The sequence below is a fragment of the Nocardioides jishulii genome (assembly GCF_006007965.1).
Lineage (GTDB): Bacteria > Actinomycetota > Actinomycetes > Propionibacteriales > Nocardioidaceae > Nocardioides > Nocardioides jishulii.
Map to the genome: position 1 here is coordinate 1172575 of NZ_CP040748.1, position 12885 is coordinate 1185459.

12 protein-coding genes are annotated in these 12885 nt (G+C 71.4%); 9 read left to right on the top strand and 3 right to left on the bottom strand.

From position 1 onward, the window contains the following. Positions 1-17: 17 nt before the first annotated feature. On the top strand, positions 18-2264 hold the full coding sequence (locus FCL41_RS05515) for a [protein-PII] uridylyltransferase (RefSeq protein WP_137066492.1): 2247 nt from the start codon (positions 18-20) through the stop codon (positions 2262-2264). A gap of 132 nt (positions 2265-2396) precedes the next feature. Beyond that, positions 2397-3947 (top strand): signal recognition particle protein, encoded by a 1551-nt coding sequence (gene ffh / locus FCL41_RS05520; protein ID WP_137066494.1) that lies wholly within the window; start codon positions 2397-2399, stop codon positions 3945-3947. A gap of 146 nt (positions 3948-4093) precedes the next feature. Here ffh and FCL41_RS05525 read toward each other — a convergent pair whose 3' ends face one another. Beyond that, positions 4094-5275 (bottom strand): ScyD/ScyE family protein, encoded by a 1182-nt coding sequence (locus tag FCL41_RS05525; RefSeq protein ID WP_137066496.1) that lies wholly within the window; start codon positions 5273-5275, stop codon positions 4094-4096. Positions 5276-5387: 112 nt separating this feature from the next. Here FCL41_RS05525 and FCL41_RS05530 point away from each other — a divergent pair, with 112 nt between their 5' ends. Next, on the top strand, positions 5388-5756 hold the full coding sequence (locus FCL41_RS05530; protein WP_137066498.1) for an NYN domain-containing protein: 369 nt from the start codon (positions 5388-5390) through the stop codon (positions 5754-5756). Between the two features lie 35 nt (positions 5757-5791). Here the strand turns inward: FCL41_RS05530 and FCL41_RS05535 are convergent, their stop codons facing one another. After that, positions 5792-6334 carry a GtrA family protein gene (locus tag FCL41_RS05535; protein WP_239021795.1) on the bottom strand — a complete coding sequence of 181 codons (543 nt, stop codon included), beginning with the start codon at positions 6332-6334 and terminating at the stop codon, positions 5792-5794. Positions 6335-6371: 37 nt separating this feature from the next. Between FCL41_RS05535 and FCL41_RS05540 the strand changes: the two genes are divergently transcribed. Further along, positions 6372-7442: an amidohydrolase family protein gene (locus tag FCL41_RS05540; protein ID WP_137066502.1), complete on the top strand. Its 1071-nt coding sequence runs from the start codon at positions 6372-6374 to the stop codon at positions 7440-7442. 21 nt (positions 7443-7463) lie between these two features. Here FCL41_RS05540 and FCL41_RS05545 read toward each other — a convergent pair whose 3' ends face one another. Next, positions 7464-8210: a class I SAM-dependent methyltransferase gene (locus tag FCL41_RS05545; protein WP_170970291.1), complete on the bottom strand. Its 747-nt coding sequence runs from the start codon at positions 8208-8210 to the stop codon at positions 7464-7466. Between the two features lie 197 nt (positions 8211-8407). Here FCL41_RS05545 and rpsP point away from each other — a divergent pair, with 197 nt between their 5' ends. The 5 genes from rpsP to trmD all read left to right on the top strand — a co-directional run bounded on the left by rpsP (position 8408) and on the right by trmD (position 12760). Continuing rightward, positions 8408-8878, top strand: a complete 471-nt coding sequence (gene rpsP, locus FCL41_RS05550) for a 30S ribosomal protein S16 (protein WP_137066506.1) — start codon at positions 8408-8410, stop codon at positions 8876-8878. 2 nt (positions 8879-8880) lie between these two features. Continuing rightward, on the top strand, positions 8881-9123 hold the full coding sequence (locus tag FCL41_RS05555) for an RNA-binding protein (protein WP_137066508.1): 243 nt from the start codon (positions 8881-8883) through the stop codon (positions 9121-9123). A gap of 167 nt (positions 9124-9290) precedes the next feature. Next, complete coding sequence (locus FCL41_RS05560; RefSeq protein WP_239021796.1) at positions 9291-10991, top strand: ABC1 kinase family protein; 1701 nt, start codon at positions 9291-9293, stop codon at positions 10989-10991. 26 nt (positions 10992-11017) lie between these two features. Continuing rightward, the gene (rimM, locus tag FCL41_RS05565) at positions 11018-11599 is read left to right on the top strand and encodes a ribosome maturation factor RimM (protein WP_212723166.1); all 582 of its coding nucleotides are present in this window, start codon (positions 11018-11020) and stop codon (positions 11597-11599) included. A gap of 6 nt (positions 11600-11605) precedes the next feature. Continuing rightward, entirely contained in the window at positions 11606-12760 is a 1155-nt protein-coding gene (trmD, locus tag FCL41_RS05570; protein ID WP_137066512.1) for a tRNA (guanosine(37)-N1)-methyltransferase TrmD, read from the top strand. The last annotated feature ends 125 nt before the right edge of the window (positions 12761-12885 follow it).

The following is a 12885-nucleotide window of genomic DNA, read 5'->3' on the forward strand; positions in this document are numbered from 1 at the left end:
CCACCCAGGGAGCCTTCATGAGCGCCGATCAACGCGCCGTCCGCACCGGGATCGCCGACGACGTCTGCCGCACCGCGTACGCCCAGGCGGGCGGCCCGGAGACCGGTGTCGCGCTGGTCGCGGTCGGCGGCTACGGACGCGGTGAGCTGGCTCCCTACTCCGACCTCGACGTGGTGCTCGTGCACGACGACGGGGTCGAGGTGGGCACCGTGGCGACCGACGTCTGGTACCCCCTGTGGGACTCAGGCTTCAAGATCGACCACGCGGTGCGGACCTTCTCGCAGATGATCTCCGCCGCCGACGCCGACGTCCGGGTCGCGCTCGGGCTGCTCGACATCCGTCACCTCGCCGGAGACAGCAACCTGACGCTGCGCCTGCGCACCACCGTGCTGGCGGGCTGGCGCCGCACGGCCCGGGAACGCCTCGGCGCCGTCCACAGCCTCGTCGCCAAGCGCCACGAGACCGTCGGCGAGCTGGCCCACGCCTCCGTGCCGGACCTCAAGGAGTCTGCCGGCGGGCTGCGCGACGCCACCGTCATGCGTGCGCTGGTCGCCTCCTGGCTGGTCGACGTGCCGCACGCCGACCTCGAGCGTGGCCGCCGAGGGCTGTTGGACGTGCGCGACCACCTGCACGAGATCACCGGTCGCTCCGGCGACCGGATTGCCCCCGAGGCGTGGGCGCCCCTGGCCGAGGAGCTCGGCCTGGAGAACGCCGAGGCCGCACAACGCCACGTACGCATGCTGGGGCGGCGGGTGGCGCACCTGAGCCGCCTCACCTGGCACCGCGCCGAGGCGGTGCTGGACACGAAGGCCCGCCGCGGCCCCCGGCGCCCCCACCTGACCCCGCTCGCTCCCGGTGTGGCGGAGTCCGGGGGAGAGGTGGTCCTCGACGGCAAGGTCGCCCCCGCCGACGACGCCCTCCTGCTCCTGCGCGCTGCGGCGGAGGCCGCCGAGCGCGGCCTGCTGCTCTCCCCGGTCAGCGCGGCGCGCCTGGTCGCCGAGTGCCCCCCGCTGCCGACGCCGTGGCCCGCCCAGGCCCGCGAGCTGCTGGTGCGGCTGCTCGCGTCCGGGCGGGGCCTGCTCGGCGTCTGGGAGACGATGGAGGAGACCGGCGCGCTCGACCAGGTGCTGCCCGAGTGGGAGGAGATCCGCCTGCTGCCGCACGCCTCGGCCATCCACCGCTTCACCGTCGACCGTCACGTGGTGGAGACCTGCATCGAGGCCGCCAGGCTGATCCGACGGGTGGCCCGCCCCGACCTGCTCATGGTCGCGGCGCTGCTCCACGACATCGGCAAGGGCCAGACGCTCGACCACAGCGTCGCGGGCGAGCAGATGATCGGACCGATCACCGCCCGGATGGGCTTCGACGCCGACGACCGGGCCACGCTCGCCACGCTCGTACGCTGGCACCTGCTGCTCTCCGAGACGGCCACGACCCGCGACCCCGACGACCCGGTGACGCAGGAGGACGTGGCCGCCAAGGTCGGCTCGCGCCTCACGCTCTCGCTGCTCACGGCCCTCACCGAGGCCGATGCCCTCGCCGCCTCGGCGAAGGCGTGGTCGACCTGGAGGGCCCAGCTCGTGCAGTCCCTCGCGGCCCGTGTCGACCGGGTCCTGGCGACACGGCCGGAGCCGGAGGTCGAGGAGGGCCTCCCCACGCTCGCGGTGCCCGACGACCTCCTCGCTGGACGCAGCACGGTCCACTTCGACGTCGTCGCGGGGGAGTCGGGTCCCACCGTCACCGTCATCGCCCCCGACCGGGTGGGGCTCCTGGCCGACGTCTCGGCCGTCCTCACGCTGCAGAAGGCGGGGGTCAGGCGGGCTCGCGTCTGGTCGCAGGGGGAGTGGGGAGTTTCCGTCTGGGACGTGACCCACGACTCGCTCGACGCCGCCCTGCTGCGACGGCGCTTCGACCTGGTGGTGGCGGGTGAGGGCGGCGTCGATCGGTTGAAGCCGGCCGCCGGTGACGTGCTCGAACCGACCGTCCAGGTGCGTCCCGAGGCCTCGCGCCGCGCCACCGTGCTCGAGGTCCGCGCCGGTGACCGGACGGGGCTGCTGCACACGGTGCTCTCCGCCGTGGCCTCGCGCGGGATGACCGTGCGCTCCGCCCACGTCGACACCGTGGGTCCGCAGGCCGTCGACGTGTTCTACCTGTGCGAGCTCGGCGCCGACGCGCTGCGCGACGAACGGGCCGCGGAGGCCGCGCACGCGGTCCGTAGGGCACTGGCGGGTGAGGTCGAACGGGAGGTGGAGCGTGCCCGGTGAGACCGCAACGGGAACCAGGACGATCATCCGCGGGACGGACGCGGCCCCGCGATGAGGTCAGGTCGGGGACTCGCCGGATAGTCTTGGCTCCCGTACGTCCGCGCCACCACTACGCCCACGAGGGAAGAGCTCTTGTTCGCCACACTCTCCGACCGCCTTGCCGACACCTTCAAGAACCTGCGAGGCAAGGGACGGCTCTCCGAGGCCGACATCGACGCCACGGCGCGTGAGATCCGCATCGCGCTGCTCGAGGCCGACGTTGCCCTGCCCGTGGTCAAGGAGTTCGTCGGCGCCGTCAAGGAGCGGGCGCGCAGCGAGGAGGTCAGCCAGGCGCTGAACCCCGCGCAGCAGATCGTCAAGATCGTCAACGAGGAGCTCGTCACCATCCTCGGTGGTGAGACCCGTCGCCTGCGCTACGCCAAGACCGGCCCGACCGTGATCATGCTGGCCGGTCTCCAGGGTGCGGGCAAGACCACGCTGGCAGCCAAGCTCGCGCTGTGGCTCAAGGAGCAGGGCAAGACCCCGATCCTGGTCGCCGCCGACCTCCAGCGCCCCAACGCCGTCAACCAGCTCCAGGTCAACGGTGGCCGGGTCGGTGTCCCCGTCTTCGCGCCCGAGCCCGGCAACGGCGTCGGTGACCCGGTCTCCGTGGCCCGTGCCTCCATCGAGGAGGCCAAGCGCAAGCTGCACGACGTCGTCATCATCGACACCGCCGGTCGTCTCGGCGTCGACACGGAGCTGATGAAGCAGGCCGCGGACATCCGCGACGCCGTCCAGCCCGACGAGGTCCTCTTCGTCGTCGACGCGATGATCGGTCAGGACGCGGTCAACACCGCGCAGGCCTTCCTCGACGGGGTCGGCTACGACGCGGTCGTGCTCACCAAGCTCGACGGTGACGCGCGCGGTGGTGCGGCGCTGTCGATCGCCTCGGTCACGGGCAAGCCGGTCATGTTCGCCTCCAACGGCGAGAAGATGACCGACTTCGACCTGTTCCACCCCGACCGGATGGCCTCCCGCATCCTCGACATGGGCGACATGCTCACCCTGATCGAGCAGGCCGAGAAGGCGTTCGACGCCGACCAGACCTCGAAGGCCGCCGAGAAGCTCCTCTCGGGCAAGGGTGACTTCACCCTCGAGGACTTCATGGAGCAGATGAAGCAGCTGCGCAAGCTCGGCTCGATGACCAAGATCATGGGCATGCTGCCGGGGATGGGGCAGTACCGCGACCAGCTCGAGAACTTCGACGAGCGCGAGATCGACCGCATCCAGGCGATCATCTCGTCGATGACGCCCGCCGAGCGCCAGAACCCGAAGATCATCGACGGCTCGCGTCGCGCCCGCATCGCCAAGGGCTCGGGCACCAAGGTCAACGACGTCAACCAGCTCGTCGACCGCTTCTTCGAGGCCCGCAAGATGATGCAGCAGATGGCCAAGGGCGGCATGCCCGGCATGCCCGGAATGCCTGGCCTTCCCGGGGCGGGTGGCGGCAAGAAGGGCCGTCAGGCTCCCAAGAAGGGCAAGAGCAAGCGCGTCTCCGGCAACCCCGCCAAGGCTGCGCAGCAGAAGAAGGCTCTCACCGAGAAGCCCAAGGCGGCGAACCCCTTCGGCGGCGACGAGGTCGACTACGAGGCAGCAGCCGCCAACCTGCAGCTGCCGAAGGACTTCTCCAAGTTCCTCAAGTGACCAGCTCGTGGGTCTCCCAGCCGTGAGCTGAGCCCTCCCAGGACTGGGGGGCATTGACCTGGCACGACTGCGGCCCCGGACAGGTTCCGGGGCCGCAGTGTCGTCCCAGGTCGTTCAGGGCCGTTCGCGCCTGCAGTGGGCCACGGTCAGCGCAGGCCGACCTTCACGACCGAGCCTCCGCCGGCGCAGACCGAGCAGGTGGTGACGTAGGCCGACCTCTCCTTCAGGGCCACGCCGTAGGGAGCGGGAAGGCCCTCGGCGACGACCGTCGTACTGCCGTCGCGCTCGACCCGACGCAACGAGCCCTGCGGGACGCCGGCCGCTGGGTCGGCATTGAGCAGGCCGACGTCGACCAGCTGGACCACGTAGAGCTTGCCGCGGTGCCAGGCCAGGTCGGTCACGTTGGTCAGGCCGGTGGCGTACGCCGTCGGGGTGCCACCCCGCTTCGGGATGCGCCAGACCGTGGACTCACCGGGCGGGAAGGGGAACCCGGTCAGCTCGCTGACGTACCAGGCACCGTCAGGGCCCTGGACCGCCGAGGTCGGGACCGACTCCATGGGGACGTCCTGGCCCGGGGGAAGGAAGGGCGGGGGAGGCACCATGCGGGTCGGGAACGTGGCCACCGTCGACACGCGTGACCTCCCGTCCACCAGGAGGGCGCTGTTGCCTCCGGAGTCGGTCACGGCCAGGCCGCCACGCACCGGCGCCAGGCCGGTCGGGTTCGAGTCCTCGCCGTTGCCGTCCGGGTCGTTCCGGGCCTCGTACGCTGCCAGGTCGGCCGCGATCCAGGACCGGGCCCCGAACCATCCGCGCTGGCCCCGGTGCTTCTTCGCGAACGTCCCGGTGACCAACGTGCCGAGACGGGCGCCGTCGCGCCCGAGGCTGGCGCGGGTGGCGGTGTCACCGCCGAGCCCGACCGTGACCCACCAGCGGTTGCCGCGCACCAGCACGTCGGCCGGGCCGCTGGCCTCGTTGCCGGGCGGCGTCGCGAGGGAAGGCAGGCCGGAGAGCACGCGCTTCTGCTGGGCACGGCCCCGGTGGGCCAGCGTCACCTTCGTGACGGCCCCGGTGCGGCCCAGACAGGTCTGGGCCTCGGGGTCCTCGGGGTTGGGGACGCACGCGCCGTCGCCGCCTCGACCTGCCTCGGCGACGTAGAGCGACTGGCCGCTCCACGACAGCAGCCGGGGGTTGTCGAGTCCGGTGGCGACCGTGGTCCACGGCGCGGGCGCGGGCTTGCGGGCGGCCGCTGGAGTGGCCGTGGTGCTGACGGCGAGCGCGAGGCTCGCGGCGACGCCGAGTGCGGCGCTGAGTGTGGTTGTCCGGTGCATGGCTGACGTGCTCCTCGGTCCACGGCGCACCCTGGATGAGCACGCCCACCTTCGACCGTGGCACCGGGGGCGGCGCGCGCACATCTGCGGATGTGGGGATACCGTCGGGTAGGTGAGCACCGTGCTGGTCGTCGACGCCGCCAACGTCGTGGGGACCCGTCCCAACGGGTGGTGGAAGGACCGCGCCGGTGCCGCCCGCCGGCTCCACGAGCAGCTCCTCGTGGGGGACACGCCCCACGACGAGATCGTGCTGGTGCTCGAGGGCGCGGCCAAGGGCGGGGTCCGGGCCGGGCGTGACCAGCACGTCCGCACCGTGCACGCCCCCAAGGACGGCGACTCCGAGATCGAGCGTCAGACCCGGGCGGCCGTCGAGGCCGGCCACCGCGTCACCGTGATCACGGCCGACAACTTCCTGCGGGCCCGCGTGCAGGGCCTTGGTGCCACGCCGATGAGCCCGAGCTGGTTGCTCGACCACCTCTGAGGACCGCGCACCAACCCAGCACGTCCCGCACGTCCCTACGGCTTGTCGGCGTCCTCGAGCCGGTGCGTGCGTACGGCGGAGAAGGTCCACAGCTTGTGGAGCACGAACGACAGCGGCGTGACGGCCGAGATCACCAGCAGCTGACCCCAGTAGAGACGGGTGCGCAGGCCGGAGGAGTCGTCGAGCAGGTCGGTCGGCAACGCCAGGGGCGACCCCGGGTGCATGAGCAGCGTCAGCAGGCCCAGGCCGACGACCTGGCCCAGCAGTCCGACCGCGAAGAAGGGACGGAACTCCGACCACCACGACGCCTTGCCGGTCGAGCCGAAGGCCCAGACCCGGTTGAGCTGGAAGTTCCACACCACGGCCACGACGAAGGCCAGGGTGGAGAAGACGTGGTACCAGCGCACGTTGAAGCGCGTCAGCGGCATGTCCAGGAAGACGAGCTGGGCGTCTGGCCCGAGCTTCTTCGCCACGACCAGCACCAGCAGGTTGACCAGCACGCCCGAGGCGCCGACGAGCGCGAACCGGCCGAAGATGGCGATGTTGCGGCGGTTGCGCTGAGCCGTCGTCGAGTCCACGGAGGAGACAGTACCGGCGGGGGTTAGGGTCACCGCCATGAACGCCATGCGCTTCTCCGGCCCGCTGCTCCCGGACGGCGAGGTGGTGCAGCTGTACGTCGTCGACGGACGCGTCACCTTCGAGCCCCAGGCCGGCGCGGAGACCGTGGCCAGCGGATGGATCGTGCCGGGTCTGGTCGACGCCCACTGCCACCTCGGGATGGACGACCACGGCGGCGTCGGTCGGGACGAGACCCTGGCGCAGGCGGTGATCGACCGTGACGCCGGTGCACTGCTGATCCGCGACTGCGGCTCCGCCTCGGACACCAGCTGGGTGCACGAGCATCCCGAGCTGCCACGGCTCCTCCGGGCCGGGCGCCACATCGCCCGCTCGCGGCGCTACCTCCGCCACTACGCCCAGGAGGTGGAGCCCGACGGCCTCGTCGCCGCCACCACCGAGCAGGCGCGACGCAGCGACGGGTGGGTCAAGCTGGTGGGGGACTGGGTCTCTCGTGAGGCCGGCGACCTGACGCCGTCCTTCGACGCGTCCGACTTCGCGGCGGCGATCGAGGCGGCGCACGCGGAGGGGGCGAAGGTGACCGCCCACTGCTTCGGCCCCGACGTCCTGCCGGGACTGCTGGACGCCGGGATCGACTGCATCGAGCACGGCACCGGCCTCAGCGAGGACCTCATCGCCCAGATGGTGGCCCAGGGCACCGCGCTGGTGCCGACGGTGATGCAGCTGCAGAAGTTCCCCCTGCACGCGGCCCAGGGGCGGCAGAAGTTCCCGGCCTACGCCGACCGCATGGAGGACCTGTACCGGCGCCACCGCGACACCCTGATGGCGGCGCACGAGGCAGGGGTGGCGATGTACGCCGGTTCTGACTCCGGGGGCGTGGCCAGGCACGGCAACCTGCCGGGCGAGGTCCTCGCTCTCCACGACCTCGGCTTCAGCCGGTACGACGCCCTGGCGGCCGCCTCGTGGCGGGCGCGGGAGTGGCTCGGGTTCTCGGGGCTGGTGGAGGGAGCCGAGGCCGACTTCGTGGTCTACGACTCCGACCCGCTGCAGGACCTCCAGGTGTTGCGACGCCCCGCCTGCATCGTGCTGCGCGGTCGGGTCGTGGCCTGAGGGCTGGCCTGGCGGCCCGCCTCAGACGAGCGGGCGCTGGTACTCCGCGACGACGATCCCGTGGGCGGCGAAGAGGAAGCGGTCGTACTCGGCGTCCCAGACGTCGTCCACGTCGACCTGGCGCCACACGTTGCGGGTGGGGGAGCGGCGCAGCGCCTTGAGCGAGTCGAAGGCGATGGCGCCGTTTCGCAGGTCGGCGTCCAGGGTCGGGTTGTAGCCGACCGGGTGGGTCACCCACAGCGTGCCGCCGGGGCGTACGAGTGACTTGAGCAGGGCGACCGCGCGCGCCGGCTTCTCGGGGTCGACCACGTCCTCGTCGAGGCCCACGTGCTCCAGGGTCGAGATCGCGACCACCAGGTCGAAGCTCCCCTCGGGGAGGTCGATGTCGACCACGTCGAGGTTGAGCACGCCGGGAGCGACCTCGTACTTGTCGACGACCGTGTGGTCGACGTCCGCGAGGTAGTGAGGGGTCACGTTGCCGACCTCGAGGATCTTCTCGCCGCGGTGGGCGTCGAGGAGCTCCTGGGCCAGCGCGACCTCGACGTTGCGCTCACCGAGCCACGTGTAGTGGTAGGTGTGGCGGAAGTAGGGGATCCGGCGACCCTCGAAAGTGAACGACCCCTTCGAGGCCTCGCTCAGCCCGAGGCGTCCCAGGACGTATCCGAGCACCCAGCGCACGCAGGTGACGAGTACGGTCAGGGGACCGCGCTCACGCATCGCGGGGACGACGCGGCGCTTGAAGACGTCGAGGGCCTCGAGGGGATTCATGCGCGCCAACATAGTCGCGCGCGACGGACCGCGGCCTGATTGGTGCGACCCGCTCACCATCTGGCACACTTGTCTCTTGTGTCCTGCCCGGACGGTCCCTCTCACCCGGCCTGGCAGACCCATCGAGTGACCTGACCCGGTCCCCACCTGGTTGAGGGTCACTCATCAACCACGACTTACGAGGAGACACCACAAAAGTGGCCGTCAAGATTCGCCTTAAGCGCCTGGGCAAGATCCGGGTGCCGCAGTACCGCATCGTCGTCGTCGACTCGCGCAAGAAGCGCGATGGTCGAGTGATCGAGGAGATCGGCAAGTACCACCCGAAGGAGGACCCCTCCTTCATCGACGTGACTTCCGAGCGCGCCCAGTACTGGCTCGGCGTCGGCGCCCAGCCGACCGAGGCCGTCGAGGCGATCCTCAAGATCACCGGCGACTGGCAGAAGTTCAAGGGCCTGCCGGGCACCGAGGGCACCCTCAAGGTGGCCGAGCCCAAGCGCGACAAGCTCGAGATCTTCAACGAGGCCCTCAAGGAGGCCGCCAAGGAGCCCAAGGGCGCCGCGGTGACCAAGAAGGCCGACAAGAAGGCCGAGAAGAAGGAGGAGGCCCCCGTCGAGGAGGCCCCCGCCGCCGAGGCTGAGGCCGCCGAGGCGCCCGCCGAGGACGCCTGATCATGCTGGCCGATGCGCTCGAGCACCTCGTCCGCGGAGTGGTGGACCACCCTGACGACGTCGTCGTCAAGGACAAGCAGCTCCGCCGTGGATCGATCCTGGAGGTCCGGGTGCACCCCGACGACCTCGGCAAGGTGATCGGCCGCAACGGTCGCACGGCGACCTCGTTCCGCACCGTCATCTCGGCTCTCGCGGGTCGTGGCGGCGCGCGGATCGACTTCGTCGACGTCGACCGTCGGCGCTGACGGGCGCACCCAGCACAGAGCAACGCCACGGGCGTCACCCCTCGGGGGTGGCGCCCGTTGGCGCGTTCCGGGGCGTTTCGCGCCGGGCGTCAGCGGGAATGCCGGGGTCAGCGCGGACCGTGCCAGGCGCGCGTACGGTCGTGCCCGTCGACGGAAGGTCCCACCACGTGAGCCTGACGAACAACGCCGATCCACGCACGTCGTCGGTGCGCTACCGAGACCTGGCGAGGCTGGCCTGGCGCCACGGTCGATCTGACCTGCTCAGCGACGCCGGACTGGGCGACTTCGCCTTCGGCGACGAGGACGGCCCGGTGGGGGACAGCTCCATGGCGGAGCAGCTGACCCACGACCTGGAGGCCCTGGGGCCGACCTTCGTCAAGCTCGGACAGCTCCTCTCGACGCGTTACGACCTCCTGCCCCCGGCGTACACGACCGCGCTGGCGCGCCTGCAGGACGAGGTTGAGCCCTTCGGGTTCGAGGAGGTGCGCGAGATCGTCGAGGCGGACCTCGGAGCCGAGCTGCGCCACCTGTACTCCGACTTCGACACCGAGCCGCTCGCGGCCGCCTCCCTCGGCCAGGTGCACCGCGCCACCCTGCGCAACGGCCGCGAGGTGGCCGTGAAGGTGCAACGACCCGGTGTACGCGACCGGGTGCGCGCCGACATGGAGGTGTTGGGCCGCCTGGCCGCCACGGCCGACAAGCGCACCGCGGCCGGGCGCCGGTACGGCCTGGAGAAGCTGCTCGCCCAGTTCGGACGCTCGCTGGCCGGTGAGCTCGACTACCGCCGGGAGGCCCGCAACCTGCTCCGGTTCCGCGACCTGGCGCAGGGCTATGACCTGCTGCTGGTCCCCCAGCCGGTGAGCTCCCACACCTCCGGTCGGGTGCTGACCATGGACCTGGTCGAGGGACGCAAGGTGACCGACGTCGGGCGGCTGGGCCTCCTCGACGTCGACGCCCGCCCGATCGTGGAGCAGCTCTTCTCCTTCTACCTCACGATGATGCTCGACGAGGGCGTCATCCACGCCGATCCCCACCCGGGCAACCTGCTGCTGACCGACGACGGGCGCCTGGCGCTGATCGACTTCGGCATGGTGGCCACCGTCGCGCCCCGGCTCCAGGACCACGTCCTGAAGCTGATGCTGGCCATCGGTGACGGCGACGGGGAGGAGACGGCGCGGGCCCTGGCGAGCATGGGGCACCCGCTGCCCGACTACGACGCGGCGGCCTTCCGCGACGACGTCACCCACCTCGTCTCCGAGGCGATCAACGCGGGCAGCGACCTCCAGGTGGGCACCGTGCTGGTCGAGCTGAGCCGCCTCTCCGGGGCGCACGGACTGCGTCCGCCGGCGGAGATGTCGATGATCGGCAAGGCGCTGCTCAACCTCGACGAGGCGACCGTGCACCTGGACCCCGACTTCAGCCCCACCCGAGCGCTGCGCGACAACGTCGGCGGGATGATGACCCGCGGGATGCGTCTGCGCGCCGGAGGTCTGATGTCCGCGGCCGTGGAGGCCAAGGAGTTCACGGAGATGCTGCCCAAGCGGGCCAACCGGATCCTCGACAACCTGGCCGAGGGGGAGTTCCACGTCCAGGTGCACGCGATCGACGAGGAACGCCTGCACACCGTGCTCCAGCGGGTGGCCAACCGGATCACCTTCGGCATGGTGATCGCTGCGACGATCCTCGGCGCGGCTCTGCTGGCCAGGGCGCCGGGCGGGACCCAGGTCCTGGGGCTGCCCGTCGTGGCGCTGGTCTTCTTCGTCCTGGCGGTGCTGGCCGGTGTGGCGCTGACGGCCTGGATCGTCGCCACCGACCGCAAGGTCGCGCGTACGGAGCGGGAGCGACGCGGCAGGCGAGGCGTGGTCTGAGCGACCCGGGACCTAGGCTGGGGGCCGTGAACAGCATCGATGTCGTCGTCGGCCGGATCGGCAAGCCACACGGAATCCGCGGCGAGGTCACCGTCGAGGTGCGCACCGACGAGCCCGACCGGCGTTTCGCGCCGGGCGCCGTGCTCAGGGTCGTGCCGCCGAAGGGATCCGCAGCTCCGTGGCGCACGCTCACCGTGCGCTCGGCGCGGTGGCACCAGAGCGTCCTCCTGCTCGGGTTCGAGGAGTGGGCCGACCGCAACGTGGCCGAGACCGCGCGCGGCATCCTCCTCGAGGTGACGCTCACCGAGAGTGACGTCCCCGAGGACCCCGACGAGTTCTACGAGCACCAGGTCACCGGCCTCGTCGTCCGCAACCTCGAGGGCGCGGAGATCGGCACCGTCACCGGCCTCGTCCAGGGCTCGGCCCAGGACCTCCTCCAGGTCAAGGCAACCGACGGTCGCGACACACTGGTGCCGTTCGTCCAGGCCCTGGTCCCGGAGGTGGACCTCGGAGCCGGCCACGTCGTGGTGGCCGACCGCCCCGGACTGGTCAGCCCCTTCCCGGACGACGAGGAGCCCGAGGGCCGGCCCGGCGCCGAGCGAGGCTGAGTGGCCGTGCGCATCGACATCGTCTCGATCTTCCCCGACTACCTGGCCCCGCTCGAGCTGAGCCTGCCGGGCAAGGCCCGCGACAAGGGGCTGCTCGACATCGCCGTCCACGACCTGCGCCGGTGGACCTACGACCGGCACCGCACCGTCGACGACACGCCGTACGGCGGTGGCGCCGGCATGGTGATGAAGCCTGAGCCGTGGGGCGAGGCCCTCGACGAGCTGACCGCGGACTCCACGCCCACGATCATCTTCACCACGCCCAGCGGTGAGCCGTTCACGCAGAAGGTGGCACGCGAGCTCTCTACGGAGCAGCACCTCGTCTTCGCCTGCGGCCGCTACGAGGGCATCGACCAGCGCGTCATTGACCACGCCTCGCAGTGGGGCCGGGTCCGGGAGACCTCCCTGGGCGACTACGTGCTCAACGGGGGAGAGGTGGCGGCGCTGGCCGTCACCGAGGCGGTCGTACGCCTGCTCCCCGGCTTCATGGGCAACCCCGACTCGTTGGTGGAGGAGTCCCACGAGGACGGGCTGCTGGAGTACCCCGTGTACACCAAGCCGGCGGCCTGGCGTGGCCACGAGGTGCCAGCGGTCCTGATGAGCGGCAACCACGGCGCCATCGCCGCGTGGCGCCACGAGCAGCGGGTCGAGCGTACGGCCCGGCGCCGCCCCGACCTCGTGCACGCCAGCCACCTCGACGAGCAGTCGTCGGTGCGGGTGGCCACGCGGGCCGACGCGGGCGAGCTCCTCACCCTGCAGCGGGCCTGCTGGCTCAGCGAGCACTTCGACAACCCGGGCGTCGAGATCCCCGCGCTCACCGAGGAGTACGACGACGTCGTCGCCTGGCTAGAGAGCTGGACGGTGCTGGTGGTCCACCGTGGCGGACGTCTGGTCGCCGCCGGGCGGGGCAGGCTCGAGGGAGACACCTGGCACGTGGGGCGGCTCATGGTCGCGCCCGATCTCCAGGGGCACGGCCTGGGGCGCCAGGTCCTGCAGATGATCGAGGAGGCGGCGCCGCCGCAGGCGCGGACGTACGAGCTCGTGACCGGTGCCGGATCCGTCGACAACCAGCGCATGTACCGCAAGGCCGGCTATCGCCCGCGCGGAGCCGCCGAGGCCGGGGTCCTCACGCTGTCGAAGCGGCGACGAATTTCTGGCTGACGCCACACTGTGGCAAACTTCCTCCTTGGTCCGTGCCTGATCACGACCGCCCGGAGGAACGCACCGGGGGTCGGCGTCCGCTCCCGCCACAGGGGGAGGGGTCGCGACGGTCATGTGGTGTGGAC